Here is a 15,400-nt window from a genome sequence, read left to right on the forward strand (position 1 = left end):
GCTTGATCCGGGCCAGCCCGGCGCCATATCCGTGGCGCCGCAGCCGCTATCATTGCCACCTATGACCTCCAACGCCACCTCCCCCATCCGTACCCGCTTCGCGCCTTCGCCCACGGGCTTCCTGCACCTGGGCGGCGCCCGCACCGCGCTGTTCTCCTGGGCCTTCGCGCGCCATCACAAGGGCACGTTCGTGCTGCGCATCGAAGACACCGACGTCGAACGCTCCACGCCGGAAGCGGTGCAGGCCATCCTGGACAGCATGGAATGGCTCGGCATGCAGCCGGACGAGGGCCCGTTCTATCAGATGCAGCGCATGGACCGCTACCGTGAAGTGGTGGCGCAGATGCTGGCCGCCGGCACGGCGTACCACTGCTATAGCTCGCCCGAGGAAGTCGAGGCCATGCGCGAGGCCGCCCGCGCCCGCGGCGACAAGCCGCGTTACGACGGCACCTGGCGCCCCGAACCGGGCAAGACCCTGCCGCCGGTACCGGAGGGCCGCAAGCCGGTGGTGCGCTTCAAGAACCCCCAGGACGGCGCCACCGCCTGGAACGACATGGTCAAGGGCCCCATCAGCTTCGACAACACCGAGCTGGACGACCTGATCATCGCGCGCCCGGACGGCACCCCCACCTACAACTTCTGCGTGGTGGTGGACGACTGGGACATGGGCATCACCCACGTGCTGCGCGGCGATGACCACGTCAACAACACCCCGCGCCAGATCAACATCCTGCGCGCGCTGGGCGCCACCCTGCCCGAATACGGCCACGTGCCCATGATCCTCGGCCCGGACGGCGAAAAGCTGTCCAAGCGCCATGGTGCGGTCAATGTCATGGAATATGACAACGAGGGCTACCTGCCCGAGGCCATGATCAACTACCTGGCGCGCCTGGGCTGGAGCCACGGCGACGACGAACTCTTCAGCCGCGACCAGCTGGTGCAATGGTTCGACACCCGCCACCTGTCCAAGTCGGCTTCGCAATGGGACCCGAAGAAGCTGAACTGGGTCAACGCCCACTACATCAAGCAGATGGACAACGCCGAACTGGCCGAGCGCGTGGCCCCGCGAGTCGCCCAGCGCGGCGGCCATCCGGAAAAGATCGACCTGCCGGGCGTGATGGGCCTGCTCAAGGACCGCGCCGAGACCCTCGAACAACTGGCCGACGGCGCCATGCTGTTTTGCGGTGAATTCAAACCGGCCGCGCCGGAACTGGTCGAACAGCACCTGACCGCCGCCGCGCGCGAAGCGCTGGCCGATTTCGCCCAGCGCGCCCAGGGCGCCGACTGGACCCGCGAGGCCATCTCGGCCCTGATCAAGGCCGTGCTGGCCGACCGTGGCCTGAAGATGCCGCAGCTGGCGATCCCGCTGCGCGTGGCCGTGACCGGCCAGCCCCAGACGCCCGCGGTCGACGCGGTGCTGGCCCTGCTGGGCAAGGATGTCGTGATCAAGCGCCTGGCCGCGATCTGACCCTGGCGTCGCCCGCGAAGCCCCGTCCGGCCAGGCCGTTCGGGGCTTTTTTGCGGCCGCCCGGCCGGCGCCGGGCGCTCGCGCCGCGCCGCCGGAGGTTCTTAAGCCGCCTTGGGCCGCGCCTTCAGGGCCCGCGAGAAAAACGCGCCCAGCAGCGGCAAGAGTACCGCCGCGCCGCCGAACAGCACCGCCGCGCCAGCCTCGTCCACCACCGAGCCGGCCAGCGCCACCCCCGCCGCCTGTCCCATGAAGAGGCAGGACGCGAACCAGGCCACCGCCGTACCGCGCGCCGACGGCACCATCTGGGTGGCGTTGGTCTGCAGCGTGGCGTGCAGCAGGTAGTAACCGAAGCCCGCCAGCACGCTGGCCAGCAGGCTCCACGCCCAGACCGGCCCCAGCAGGTAGGACAGGAATGCCACGCCCAGCACCAGCCCGCCCGCCACCGCCAGGCCGCGTTCGCCCAGGCGCTTGAGGATGCGGCCGGCCACCACCGTGTAGAGCAGCCCGCCCACCGCGTACACCGCCACCAACGCGCCGGCCGCGGTCAGCGAAATATCGAAGCGTTCGTGCAGGTAGGAAGGCGCGAACGCCAGGGCGCCGAACACCAGCAGGCCCTCGATGAATACCGTGGCCAGCACCACGCGCGCCCACGGCACGCCCAGCACCAGCCGCGCCTGCGCCACGAAGCCCTGCCGTGGCGCGTTCGGATCGACCACGCCCAGCCCCAGCGCACGCTGGCGCCGCACTTCCCGCAGCAGCAGCATGCCGACCACCAGGTAGCCGCACACCAGCGCCGCGAAGGCCCAGCGCCAGCCCAGGGTGTCGGCGAACAGGCCGCCGGCCAACTGACCGGTCGCCATGCCCAGGATGGTACCGGTCAGGAACCGCGCCAGCGTCGCCTGGCGGCGCTCGTAAGGCACGGTGTCGCCGATCCAGGCCATCGACAGCGGCACGATGCCGGCCCCCGCCGCCCCCGACAGCGCCCGGCACACCACCAGCATGTCCAGCGTCTCGGCCAGGAACGCGCCGGCGCTGCCCAGCGCGCAGGCGAACGTCGCCACGCTGACGACACGGTACTTGCCGTAGCGGTCGCCGACCGGGCCGAAGAACATCTGCAACACACCATAGGCCACCGCGAACGCGGTCACGGCGCGCGCGGCCTGGCCGGTGGTGGCGCCGAATTCGGCGGCCAGCTGCGGCAGCATGGGATCACAGATACGGAAAGCGCTGGCGCTGACGAAAGCGGCCAGGGCAAGCAGCGCAATGGCGCGCGCTTCGGAAGAGAGGGCGGGCATGACGGGCCGGCGGCGGAATGGAGGACGAAGTCCGCACCTTACCGCAGCCCGGTCCGCTTGGCGACGCCGGACGCCGGGTTCCGTCCGTGCGGCGCAACGCGGCGCGTGGACCCAAGCCCCCCCGGGTCGGTCAATATGGCAGGCGGTAGCCCTGCGGCATGCGGCGTGCGGTGACCACCTGGCCGCCGCTCTTGAGCTCGCGCAGCGTCAGCCTGGCCTGCTCGACCCTCTCGACGCGATAGCGATTGATATAGATCGGATCGGTGGCGTCGACGATTTCGCCGTTCGATTGGGTGGTCTGCATCGTATAGATGCCGTCCACCACGCTCCAGCAGCCCGTCTCGCGTAGTGCCGGGCGCGTCTTGCGGCCGATCTTCAGTTGGGTCTCGTAGGCCATGCGGCCGTCGGCATACAGCACTGTGAGCGTTTGGAAGTCACCGCTGACGCCCTTCGGCCTGGAATTCGAATACCAGGTGCCGATCATGGGATCGCCGCCCTTGGCGGGTGTGCAAGCGACCGGCTTGGGTGGCGCTTCCGGCTGGGCCTCGGTGATGGCGGCGGGTTTCCTGGTGGCGCAGCCGGCCACGACCAGAAGGGCGCAGGCCACGCCCGCCGAACGCAAATACACACTGCTCATGACTTCCTCAACACGTCTGCCGACGCGCCGCGCCGTACGAACCGGCACGCTCTTCGCGCAACAAACATCACGCACTCTAAAGAGCCGCGCATGAAGAATCAACGACGATCCGCGCCGTGTGCAATTGCGCAACAGTCCTTGCCGGAAAGCCCCTGTTTTAAGGCCTCAACACGCAAAAATGCGTTGGTTTCAAGCGACATCGCGCGTGCCGCGCGCCCCTTTGGCACGCAGCATTTCCTCCATGCGCGCGGCGGCCGGCGACAGGCTGCGGCCAGCCAGGCGCGTGATACCCAGCTCGCGCTCGATGCGCGGCCGCGCCAGTGGCACGAAAACCAGACCGGGCGAATCCGGCGGCACCCCCAGCCGCGCCAGCACCGTCACCCCCACCCCGCGTTCGAGCATAGCCAGCAGCGACATCATGTTGGACACGAACACCTGGCGTTCCATCATGAACGCGGCCTGCGGATAATCCGCCAGTTGGCGGTGCGCCACCGTGCCCACCAGCGGCAGCCCGGCGATCTCGCGCCAAGTCACGGACTTGCGGCCCGCCAGCGGATGGCCGCGATGGCAGACCAGGCCGAAAGCATCACGCAACAGCGGCTCGAACGCCAGCCGCCGGTCGCGCAGCACCGGGCTGCAGACGCCCAGTTCGACCTCGCCGGCCAGCACCATCCGTTCCACGCCCTCCGAGTTGTCGTCGAACAGGCGCAGCGCCACCGCCGGAAAGCGCTCGCGGTAGGCCGCCACCAATTCGGGCAGCCAATGCGTCGCCACGGTCGCCACCGAGGCCATGGTCAAGGTGCCGGCCTCGTTGCTGGCCAGCCCCGCCAGCGTTCCCGCCACCCGGTCATGGTGTTCCACCAGTTCGCGCGCCAGCGGCAGGCAGTCCTGGCCGAAGCGCGTCAGCGCATTGCCGTTGCCGCGCTCGAACAGCGGCTGGCCCAGGCGCTGTTCCATTTCGCGGATCGACAGCGACAGCGCCGGCTGCGAACGGAATGCGCGCGCGGCGGCGGCGCGGAAGCTGCGCAATTCGGCCACCAGCAGGAAGTGCCGGTAATGGGAAATGGACAGCTCGGGCAAGGCGGGCATCGCGGTATCCTATTTGAAGAACTTATCAAATCATAGGAAAAATAAAGTTTTCTCATCATAGGGCGGCCCTTAACATGGCCGCAATGACTACCGCCGCCGTTTCCCCCGCCGCCGCCCACGCCGTCGATCCGCTGGACTTCAGCCTGGCCGACCGGCTGCCCGCCCGTCCCGCCGGCCAGGGACGGTTGCTCACCGCCGCCGCGCCGAATGGCCGGCCCGGCCTGTTGTTCGTGCCGGGCGCCTATCACGGCGCCTGGTGCTATGCGCATTACCTGGATTACTTCGCCCGCGCCGGCCTGGCCTGCGCCGCCGTCGATCCGCGCGGCCACGGCCCTTTGCCGCAGGACGCCGGCTTTGTCGACGCCGGCATCGCCGATCTGGCCGCCGACGTGGTCAGCGCGCTCGACCTGCTGGACGCGCCCACGGTGGTGGCGGGCCACAGCATGGGCGCCCTGCCCGCGCTGCTGGCCGCCAGCCAGCGCGACGTGGCCGGCGTGGTGCTGATGGCGCCGTCGCCGCCGGCCAACCTGCCCGGCGCGCTCGGCCTGCCGCCCGTGCCCGCCGGCATCGCGCGCGCCGCGCCGGCCGCCAGCGAAATCCGCGCCCGTTTCCTGGCCACCTCGCCAACCCGCGACGTCGGCCGCGTGATGCAACGCCTCAATCCCGAAAGCCCGCGCGTGCTCAACGACCGCTACCTGCTGCGCGTCCCGGTCGATCCGGCCGCCATTACCGCGCCCGGCCTGTGCCTGGAGGCCGGCCTGGACACCCACGACCGCCATCCGCCGGGCCAGGACCACGCCATTGCGCGCTTGTACGGTTTTTCCCATGCCGTCCTCGCCGGACAGCCGCATTGCATGATGTACGGCGACCAATGGCAGGTCGGCGCGAACGCCATCCTCGACTGGTATCGCCGGCAGTTCGGCTGAACCGCGATGCCTTCTTCCAGACACCACAAAACATGACGGCGCCACCGCCGCTCCAGGAGACAACCATGACCCGCACCGCCTTCGCGCCCCGCTCGATCCTGCGCCACGCGCTCGCCGCCGCCAGCCTGCTGCTGGCTGGCGCGTCCCACGCTGCCGGCTGGCCCGAGAAACCCATCACGCTGATCGTGCCGTCCGCCTCCGGCGGCGCCGCCGACCTGACCGCGCGCACCTTCGCCCAATTCCTGGGCCAGCAGACCGGCCAGACCGTGATCGTCGAAGACCGGCCTGGCGCCGGCGGCATCGTCGGCACCAACGCCGCCAAGAACGCGCCCGCCGACGGCTACACCTTCCTGCTGTCCACCAACTCCACCCATGCCGCCAACCAGTTCCTCTACAAGCGCCTGCCTTACGATGCGCAAAAGGACTTCGTGCAGGTCGGCATGCTCGGCACCTTCGGTACGGTCGGCATCGTTTCTCCCGACAGCCCCTATCGCACCGTGCCCGAACTGGTCGAGTACGCCAAGAAGCATCCGGGCGAGGTCTTCTTCGGCTACTACAGTTCGTCCTCGCAAGTGCCGTCCGAACTCTTCAAGCAACGCGCCGGCATCAATATCAGCGGCGCCGGCTACAAGAACATCACCCAGATCATCACCGACCTGCGCGGCAAGCAGATCAGCTTCGCCTTCGTCGACTACCTGACCGCCATGGGCCAGATCGACGGCAAGGGCCTCACCCCGCTCGCCGTCACGGCCGCCAAGCGCCACCCCGCCTGGCCCGACGTCCCCACCATGTCGACCTACTACCCTGATTTCGTCGTCGCCGGCTGGCTCGGCCTGTCCGCCCCCGCCGGCACCCCGCCCGACATCGTCGCCAAAATGAACGCCGCCACCCAGGCCGCCGTCAACGACCCCGCCACCGCCGCCAAGCTGCGCGCCCTCGGTCTCACCCCCGAAGCCATGGACGTCACCCGCTTCGACACCTTCGTCAAGGAAGACACCGCCCGCTGGAAGGAATGGATCAAGATCTCCGGCATCCAGCCCCAGTAACCCCCCACCGCAAATAAAGAAACGCCCTCTATATATAGAGGGCGTCGCGATACAGAGACCATCACAAGCCGAGCACATCGAACCAAAGCGATGATGCGCAGGTCGCCGACTCAAGACACCCAAATGCCACAAGGCGGCCGTTAAGCCTCATCGCGAGCGGGTGACGGGGCAGGCGGGGGATGGCGGGGCGTGTAGATGCGCCCAAGGGAAACCGAAGGGAGCCGCAGGCGGACGAGGTTGACGCAGGGGCAGTCCGGAGCGAACGCTCCGGGCCGCAATCGTAGCCCCGCCATCCCCCGCCTGCCCCGTCACCCGCGCCTTAAGAACCCCCCCCCCGCAAGCAACCAAAGAAGCCCCCCCTACAAAGGCAACTTCAACTCATGCTTGATCTCCCGCAACGCCACAATCGTGCGCGTCTGCCGGATCCCTGGCATATTGAACAAGAACCGATGCAAGAACCGGTCATAAGCCTCCGGGCTCTCCACCAGAATCTTCAGCAGAAAATCCGAATCCCCGGTGACCGCGTAGCATTCGAGAATCTCCGGCGCGTCCCGCACCGAGCGCTCGAAGTTCTCCACCGTGTTCGCCGAATGCCGCTCCAGGCTGATCTGCGCGAACATGCACCCCAGCCCCACCTTGCTGCGGTCCACCTGTGCGCTGTAGCCCTGAATCACCCCACTGGCCTCCAGCGCCTTCACCCGGCGCCACACCGGCGCCGCCGATAAGCCCACCTTTTCTGACAACTGCTGCGCCGAGGCCCGGCCGTCCTCCTGCAGGGCCTTGAGGATGCCGATATCGGTCTTGTCCATCGTTTTGTCTCCTGTTTGGGTCGAAATTCCGAGAATACGAAATATTCATTGCGAATTATAGGGATTGCACGATCCAAAAACGCAATAAACCTGCGGTCACGCGAACCTATCATGGTGCCGACTACAGGAGCATTCATCATGGACGGCACCCCCGCCCCCGAGCCCACGCTGGACCTCGATTACCAGCTCGCCGATAACCTCACCCGCGAGACCGGCCGCATTTTCCTGACCGGCACCCAGGCCCTGGTCCGCATCATGCTGACCCAGCGCCGGGTCGACCGCGAGCGCGGCCTGAACACCGCCGGCTTCGTCTCCGGCTACCGCGGCTCGCCCCTGGGCGGCGTGGACATGGCGATGTGGAAGGCGCAAAAGGCGCTCGACGCCAACCAGATCTCGTTCCTGCCCGGCATCAATGAAGACATGGCCGCCACCGCCGTCATGGGCACGCAGCAGGCCGGCGTGCGCGCCGACCGCAAGGTCGATGGCGTCTTCGCCATGTGGTACGGCAAGGGCCCCGGCGTGGACCGCGCCGGCGATGCCCTGCACCATGGCAATGCCGCCGGCGCCTCGCGCCACGGCGGCGTGCTGGTGGTGGTGGGCGACGACCACACTGCCGTCTCCTCCTCGATTCCGCACGCCAGCGAGGCCTCGCTGATTGGCTGGCAGATGCCCATCGTGCACCCGGCCTCGATCGACGAATACGAGACCTTCGCCCTGTGGGGCTGGGCCCTGTCGCGCCATTCCGGCGCCTGGGTCGCCTTCAAGGCCGTGTCCGAAACCATCGAGAGCGGCCACTCGTTCACGCCCGCGCCGGTGCGCAACTACGACATGCCGGCCGACCCGGACCTGCCGCCGGAAGCGCTGGAATACTCCGCCCGCGACTTCCTGTCGCTGGCGGTCGAAACCCGCATGAACCTGCGCATGAAGGCGGTTGCCGCCTTCGCCCGCCGCCACAGCATCGACCGCCTGACCTGTCCGGCGCCCAAGGCCACGGTCGGCATCGTCACGGTCGGCAAGGCCCACCTGGACACCATGGAAGCGCTGTCGCGCCTGGGCGTGGACACCGTCACCGCCAATGCACCGGTGCGCATCTACAAGCCCGGCCTGACCTGGCCGCTGGATGCCGAACGCATGCTCGATTTCGCGCGCGGCCTGTCGCATATCCTCGTGGTCGAGGAAAAAGGCGCCGTGGTCGAGACGCAGCTCAAGGATCTGCTGTTCAACCTGCCCGAGCGCGCCACCGTGGTCGGCAAAAAGGGCTTCGACGGCGAGGTGCTGGTGCCGTCCGCCGGCCAGTTGCGCCCGTCGCTGCTGGCGCGCCCGCTGGCCATGTGGCTGTCGCGCAGCGCCGGCCTGCAACCCGGCGTCGACCTGGCGACCTTCGATTGCCAGGACATGCTATCCAACGACGCCGACGGCATGCGCCGCCGTCCCTACTTCTGTTCCGGCTGTCCGCACAGCACCTCGACCAAGGTGCCCGAAGGCAGCCAGGCGCTGTCGGGCGTGGGCTGCCATTACATGGCCGCCTGGATGGACCGCGACACCGGCGGCCTGACCCAGATGGGCGGCGAAGGGGTCGACTGGATCGGCCTGTCGCGCTATACCAAGATGCCGCACATCTTCCAGAACATGGGGGAAGGCACCTACTACCACTCCGGCTATCTGGCGATCCGCCAGGCCGTGGCCGCCAAGGCCAACATTACCTACAAGATCCTGTTCAACGACGCCGTCGCCATGACCGGCGGCCAGCCGGTGGACGGCCCGATCTCGGTGCCGCAGATCTGCCAGCAGTTGCGCGGCGAGAACGTGGCCCGCATCGTCGTCACCAGTGACGAACCGGAAAAATACCGCGGCGTCGATCTGGGCGCCGGCATCAAGGTGCACCACCGCCGCGAACTGGACGCGCTGCAGCGCGAGCTGCGCGAGATTCCCGGCGTCACCGTGCTGATCCACGACCAGACCTGCGCCGCCGAAAAGCGCCGCCGCCGCAAGAAGAACCAGTTCCCCGACCCGGCCCGCCGCATGCTGATCAACAGCGCGGTGTGCGAGGGCTGTGGCGACTGCGGCGTGCAATCGAACTGCCTGTCGGTGGTGCCGCTGGAAACGCCGTATGGCCGCAAGCGCGCCATCGACCAGTCAAGCTGCAACAAGGACTACTCCTGCGCCGAAGGCTTCTGCCCCAGCTTCGTCTCGGTGATGGGCGGCAAACCCAGAAAGAGCGCCGCGCCCAAGGCCGACCAGGAACGTCTGCAGCAACTGATTCGGCAACTGCCGCTGCCGCAGCCGCCGGCGCTGGAGCGTCCCTACCGCCTGCTGGTGGCGGGCATGGGCGGCACCGGCGTCATCACCATCGGCGCCATTGTCTCGATGGCGGCCCACCTGGAAGGCCTGTCGGCCGCGGTGCTGGACCTGACCGGCCTGGCGCAAAAGGGCGGCACCGTGGTCAGCCACATCCGCCTGGCGCCCGCCGGCGCCGCCGCCGGTCCGGTGCGCCTGGACTGGCAGCAGGCCGACGCCGCCATCCTGTGCGACCCGGTCGCGGCCGTGGCGCCCGACTCGCTGGGCGCGCTGCGCCGCGGCCACACCCAGGTCACCGTCAACACCTACGTCGCGCCGGTGTCCGATTTCACCCGCAATCCGGACGCCGCCATGCGGCCGGCAGCGCTGCTGGCCAAGATCCGCCACGCCGCCGGCGAGGACCACACCGCCGCCATCGACGCGCACGAAGCCGCGCTGGCGCTGTTCGGCGACAGCATCCTGTCGAACATGTTCATGCTGGGCTACGCCTGGCAGCGCGGCGGCGTGCCGCTGTCGCAGGCCGCCATCAACCGCGCCATCGAACTGAACGGCGTCGCCGTGGCCGCCAACCGCGCCGCGTTCGACAGCGGCCGCCTGGCCGCGCACCAGCCCGAGGCGCTGGAAGGCGCGCTGCGTCCGCGCGCCCAGGTGGTGCAACTGCATGTGCCGGAATCGTTCGAACGCGCCGTGGCGCGCCGCGTCGACGACCTGACCGCCTACCAGGACGCCGCCTACGCCCAGTCCTACCGCGAGCTGGTCGAGCGCGTGGCCGCGCGCGAGCGCGAACTGGCGCCCGACGCCAAAACCCCGCGCCTGGCCATGGCGGTGGCGCGCAGCCTGTTCAAGCTGATGGCCTACAAGGACGAATACGAAGTCGCCCGCCTGTACACCGGCGACGCCTTCCAGGCGCAGCTCAAGGGTCAGTTCGAAGGCGACTACAGCCTGCGCTTTCACATGGCGCCGCCGATCTTCGCGCGCAAGGACCCGCGCACCGGCGTGCCGCGCAAGATGACGCTGGGCCCGCGCACCATGACCGCGCTCAAGCTGCTGACCCGCTTCAAGCGCCTGCGCGGCACCTGGTTCGATCCCTTCGGCCACACGGCCGAACGCAAGATGGAACGGGCCCTGGTGAGCGAGTACCGCCAGACCATAGACCAGTTGCTGGCAGGGTTGAATCGCGACAATCTGGCGCAAGCGGCTACAATCGCCGCCCTTGCAGAAACCATCCGCGGCTTTGGCCACGTGAAGGCTGCCAACGTCGACAAGTACAGGACGGAGCTGGCGCGCTTGATGCAAAGCTATACGGCGCCTGCCCCGCGCGATGTGCCCCTGCGGAAAACCGCATAAACACTCGCGTTGAGCCGCAATATCCTGGGCGCGCCTTGCTAGGCGCGCCCAGTGCATTTAGTAACAATGTTTTGGGAACCCGATCCTATCTTCTTCTTGTAGCCACCGGACTCGATCACTAGAATTAGTGTCCAACGAGGGGTGCTACACTACATGTTGTGGTCGCCTAACTGCTGATTCTCGTCGGCCACGCCACACGGATTCGTCCGTCCAAGCGTTGCGACCCCCTCAATAAGATCCAGATTTCGTACCTGACATGACGTCGTCATGTCGCTATCTACGCGCTTTTCGCACAGGAGCTTCCATGCAGACTACGATCGCCTCTGTGACCCGGCCCTCGGCCGTGCCGCCCTCTCAAACCGATTCCCCGGCCGACGCCAACGGCGGGCAATGGGCCAGCTACAACATCATCCGCCGCAATGGCTCGGTGGTCGGGTTCGAACCCGGCAAGATCGCCATCGCCATGACCAAGGCCTTCCTGGCCGTCAACGGCGGCCAGGGCGCGGCCTCGGCGCGCGTGCGCGAGCTGGTCGAACAGCTGACCACCCAGGCCGTCAACGCGCTGGTGCGCAACCGTCCGGGCGGCGGCACCTTCCATATCGAAGACGTGCAGGACCAGGTCGAACTGGCCCTGATGCGTTCGGGCCAGCATGACGTCGCCCGCGCCTATGTGCTCTATCGCGAAAAGCGCACCCAGGAACGCGCCGCCGCCGCGGCCGCCGAAGGCCAGCAAAAGGCCGACGCCGCGCCGCAGGAAAACGTGCTGCACGTCACGGACGCGGGTGTCCGCCGTCCGCTGGACATCGCCGGCCTGCGCGCCACCATCGTCGCCGCCGGTGAAGGCCTGGCCGAGTTCATCGACTCCGAAACCATCCTGAAGGAAACGGTCAAGAACCTGTACGACGGCATCCCCGTCGACGAAGTGTTCAAGTCCGCCATCCTGTCGGCGCGCGCGCTGGTCGAAAAGGACCCGGCCTACAGCCAGGTCACCGCCCGTCTGCTGCTGCACACGATCCGCAAGGAAGTGCTGGGCGAGGAAGTCTCGCAGGACGGCATGGTCGCGCGCTACGCCGAATACTTCCCCACCTTCATCGCCCGCGGCATCGAAGGCGGCCTGCTGTCGCCCGAGCTGGCCAGCTATGACCTGACCAAGCTGGGCCACGCCCTGAACGCCAAGCGCGACCTGCAATTCGGCTACCTCGGCCTGCAGACCCTGTACGACCGCTACTTCCTGCACATCCGCGGCACCCGCATCGAACTGCCGCAGGTGTTCTTCATGCGCGTGGCCATGGGCCTGGCGCTGCGCGAGACCGATCGCGAAGCCCGCGCCATCGAGTTCTACGAAATCCTGTCGTCGTTCGACTTCATGAGCTCGACCCCGACGCTGTTCAACTCGGGCACCCTGCACTCGCAGCTGTCGTCGTGCTACCTGACCACTGTCTCCGACGATCTGGAAGGCATCTACGACGCCATCAAGGAAAACGCGCTGCTGGCCAAGTATGCCGGCGGCCTGGGCAACGACTGGACCCCGGTGCGCGCGCTGCGCAGCCACATCAAGGGCACCAACGGCGAAAGCCAGGGCGTGGTCCCGTTCCTGAAGGTCGTCAACGACACCGCCGTGGCGGTGAACCAGGGCGGCAAGCGCAAGGGCGCGGTCTGCACCTACCTGGAATCGTGGCACCTGGACATCGAGGAATTCCTCGAACTGCGCAAGAACACCGGCGACGAGCGCCGCCGCACCCACGACATGAACACGGCGAACTGGATTCCCGACCTGTTCATGAAGCGCGTCATGGAAGGCGGCGAATGGACGCTGTTCTCGCCGTCCGACTGCCCCGACCTGCACGACAAGTACGGCAAGGCTTTCGAGGAAGCCTATGTCGGCTATGAAGCGCGCGTGGCCAGCGGCGAACTGAAGCTGTTCAAAAAGATGCCGGCGCTGACCCTGTGGCGCAAGATGCTGTCGATGCTGTTCGAAACCGGCCACCCGTGGATCACCTTCAAGGATCCTTGCAACATCCGTTCGCCGCAGCAGCACGTCGGTGTGGTCCACAGCTCGAACCTGTGCACCGAGATCACGCTGAACACCAACGAATCGGAAATCGCGGTTTGCAACCTGGGTTCGGTGAACCTGGTGGCGCACATGAAGCCGGCCGCCGGCGGCGGTTTCGAACTCGACCACGACAAGATCAAGCGCACGGTCAGCATCGCCATGCGCATGCTCGACAACGTCATCGACATCAACTATTACGCCGTCGACAAGGCCCGCAACTCCAACGCGCGCCATCGTCCGGTGGGCATGGGCATCATGGGTTTCCAGGACTGCCTGCAAATGATGCGCGTGCCGTACGCGTCGCAAGCCGCCGTCGAATTCGCCGATCGCTCGATGGAAGCGGTGTGCTATCACGCCTACTGGGCTTCGAGCCTGCTGGCCGAAGAACGTGGCCGCTATCAATCGTATGAAGGCTCGCTGTGGTCGCGTGGCATTCTGCCGCAAGACACGTTGAAGATGCTGCGCGATGAACGCGGCGGTCATGTCGAGGTCGATGAATCGAGCACGCTCGATTGGGATACGTTGCGCGCGCGCATCAAACAACATGGCATGCGCAACTCCAATTGCATCGCAATCGCCCCAACCGCGACTATTTCCAATATCATTGGTGTATCTGCGTGCATCGAACCCACTTTCCAGAACTTGTACGTCAAATCGAATCTCTCCGGCGAGTTCACGGTCGTTAACGATTACCTCGTGCGTGACCTGAAGAAACTCGGTCTCTGGGACGAAGTCATGGTCGCCGACCTCAAGTACTTCGACGGCAGCCTGTCCCGCATCGATCGCGTACCTTCCGAACTCCGCGAACTCTACGCCACCGCGTTCGAAGTCGAACCGAGCTGGCTGGTGGAATGCGCGTCGCGTCGCCAGAAGTGGATCGATCAAGCCCAGTCGCTGAACATCTACATGGCCGGCGCCTCCGGCAAGAAGCTGGACGACACCTACAAGCTGGCCTGGAAGCGTGGCCTGAAGACGACCTACTACCTGCGTACCCTTGGCGCCACCAGCGCCGAGAAGTCGACGGGACGCGGCGGCGAACTGAACGCCGTCAGCGCCGGTGGCCAGTCCACCTCCGCGCCCGTGTCCGCTGCACCTGTTTTGCCGGAACCCGAAGTTCTCGGGGCGGTTTGCACCATGCGGCCGGGCGACCCCGGCTTCGAAGAGTGCGAAGCCTGCCAATAACCGCCTCCGGAGAATGAATCATGATTAATTGGGAAGACGACACCCTCGCCACGCAACCTGCACAAGCCCCCGCGCCCGCGGCGGGCGGGCAGGCTGCGCCCGAAGTCCGGGCGGCGACCGGCGTGTTCGGTGACGCCGCCATGCCGACCCCGGCCGCGCCGCAACACGCGGCCGGCCTGGCCGCCAGCGGCAGCGCCGCCTCGCAACGCGTGAAGGTGGCCGACAAGCGCATCATCAACGGCCAGACCGACGTCAACCAGCTGGTGCCGTTCAAGTACAAGTGGGCATGGGAGAAATACCTGGCCACTTGCGCGAACCACTGGATGCCGCAGGAAATCAACATGTCGCGCGACATCGCCCTCTGGAAGAACCCGAACGGGCTCACCGAGGACGAGCGCCGCATCGTCAAGCGCAACCTGGGTTTCTTCGTCACGGCCGACTCGCTGGCCGCGAACAACATCGTGCTGGGCACCTACCGCCACATCACGGCGCCCGAATGCCGCCAGTTCCTGCTGCGCCAGGCCTTCGAAGAAGCCATCCACACGCACGCCTATCAATACATCGTCGAAAGCCTGGACCTGGACGAAGCGGAGATCTTCAACGCTTACAACGAAGTGCCGTCCATCCGCGCCAAGGACGAGTTCCTGATTCCGTTCATCGACGCGATCGCGGACCCCAACTTCAAGACGGGCACGCCCGAAGCCGACCAGACGCTGCTGAAGTCGCTGATCGTCTTCGCTTGCCTGATGGAAGGCCTGTTCTTCTACGTTGGCTTCACGCAGATCCTGGCGCTGGGCCGCCAGAACAAGATGACCGGCGCGGCCGAGCAGTACATGTACATCCTGCGCGATGAATCCATGCACTGCAATTTCGGCATCGACCTGATCAACACCGTCAAACTGGAAAATCCGCATCTGTGGACGCCGGAATTCCGCGAAGAAATCCGCGAACTCTTCCGCAAAGCGGTCGAACTCGAATACGCTTACGCCGAAGACACGATGCCGCGCGGTGTGCTGGGCTTGAACGCCCCCATGTTCAAATCCTACCTGCGCTTCATCGCCAACCGTCGTTGCCAGCAAATCGGTATCGAACCGCTGTACCCGCAGGAAGAAAATCCCTTCCCGTGGATGGCGGAAATGATCGACCTTAAGAAGGAACGCAACTTTTTTGAAACTCGCGTGATCGAATACCAAACCGGTGGCACGCTGAGCTGGGAGTAACGTAGTTCGCCTTCGGGCCAGGCGCGGGCA

Annotated in this window: 10 protein-coding genes; 6 read left to right on the plus strand and 4 right to left on the minus strand. The window is 66.6% G+C overall.

Annotation, left to right across the window (positions count from 1 at the left end; all coding sequences use genetic code 11):
• The first annotated feature begins 61 nt into the window (after positions 1-61).
• Complete coding sequence (gltX, locus tag K2W61_RS05115; protein WP_175134711.1) at positions 62-1,468, plus strand: glutamate--tRNA ligase; 1,407 nt, start codon at positions 62-64, stop codon at positions 1,466-1,468.
• 101 nt (positions 1,469-1,569) lie between these two features.
• Here the strand turns inward: gltX and K2W61_RS05120 are convergent, their stop codons facing one another.
• From K2W61_RS05120 to K2W61_RS05130, 3 genes are all read right to left on the minus strand, one after another.
• Positions 1,570-2,763, minus strand: a complete 1,194-nt coding sequence (locus tag K2W61_RS05120) for an MFS transporter (RefSeq protein ID WP_175134710.1) — start codon at positions 2,761-2,763, stop codon at positions 1,570-1,572.
• 130 nt (positions 2,764-2,893) lie between these two features.
• Positions 2,894-3,400, minus strand: a complete 507-nt coding sequence (locus K2W61_RS05125) for a hypothetical protein (RefSeq protein ID WP_175134709.1) — start codon at positions 3,398-3,400, stop codon at positions 2,894-2,896.
• A gap of 189 nt (positions 3,401-3,589) precedes the next feature.
• On the minus strand, positions 3,590-4,489 hold the full coding sequence (locus K2W61_RS05130; RefSeq protein ID WP_236755142.1) for a LysR family transcriptional regulator: 900 nt from the start codon (positions 4,487-4,489) through the stop codon (positions 3,590-3,592).
• Between the two features lie 74 nt (positions 4,490-4,563).
• Between K2W61_RS05130 and K2W61_RS05135 the strand changes: the two genes are divergently transcribed.
• A complete protein-coding gene (locus K2W61_RS05135) occupies positions 4,564-5,415 on the plus strand; it encodes an alpha/beta hydrolase (protein ID WP_175141660.1) in 852 nt (283 codons plus the stop codon).
• Positions 5,416-5,480: 65 nt separating this feature from the next.
• Positions 5,481-6,461 carry a Bug family tripartite tricarboxylate transporter substrate binding protein gene (locus K2W61_RS05140; protein ID WP_175134706.1) on the plus strand — a complete coding sequence of 327 codons (981 nt, stop codon included), beginning with the start codon at positions 5,481-5,483 and terminating at the stop codon, positions 6,459-6,461.
• Between the two features lie 359 nt (positions 6,462-6,820).
• Here K2W61_RS05140 and K2W61_RS05145 read toward each other — a convergent pair whose 3' ends face one another.
• The gene (locus K2W61_RS05145; protein ID WP_049071146.1) at positions 6,821-7,270 is read right to left on the minus strand and encodes an Lrp/AsnC family transcriptional regulator; all 450 of its coding nucleotides are present in this window, start codon (positions 7,268-7,270) and stop codon (positions 6,821-6,823) included.
• Positions 7,271-7,408: 138 nt separating this feature from the next.
• On the opposite strand from K2W61_RS05145, the gene K2W61_RS05150 reads away from it, so the two are divergent.
• From K2W61_RS05150 to K2W61_RS05160, 3 genes are all read left to right on the plus strand, one after another.
• Positions 7,409-10,915, plus strand: coding sequence for an indolepyruvate ferredoxin oxidoreductase family protein (locus K2W61_RS05150; RefSeq protein ID WP_236755143.1), 3,507 nt, complete (start codon positions 7,409-7,411; stop codon positions 10,913-10,915).
• A gap of 304 nt (positions 10,916-11,219) precedes the next feature.
• On the plus strand, positions 11,220-14,150 hold the full coding sequence (locus K2W61_RS05155) for a ribonucleoside-diphosphate reductase subunit alpha (RefSeq protein WP_175141662.1): 2,931 nt from the start codon (positions 11,220-11,222) through the stop codon (positions 14,148-14,150).
• 20 nt (positions 14,151-14,170) lie between these two features.
• A complete protein-coding gene (locus tag K2W61_RS05160; protein WP_175134703.1) occupies positions 14,171-15,370 on the plus strand; it encodes a ribonucleotide-diphosphate reductase subunit beta in 1,200 nt (399 codons plus the stop codon).
• Positions 15,371-15,400 lie beyond the last annotated feature (30 nt).

The sequence above is a fragment of the Achromobacter pulmonis genome (assembly GCF_021733725.1).
GTDB classification, from domain to species: domain Bacteria; phylum Pseudomonadota; class Gammaproteobacteria; order Burkholderiales; family Burkholderiaceae_B; genus Achromobacter; species Achromobacter pulmonis.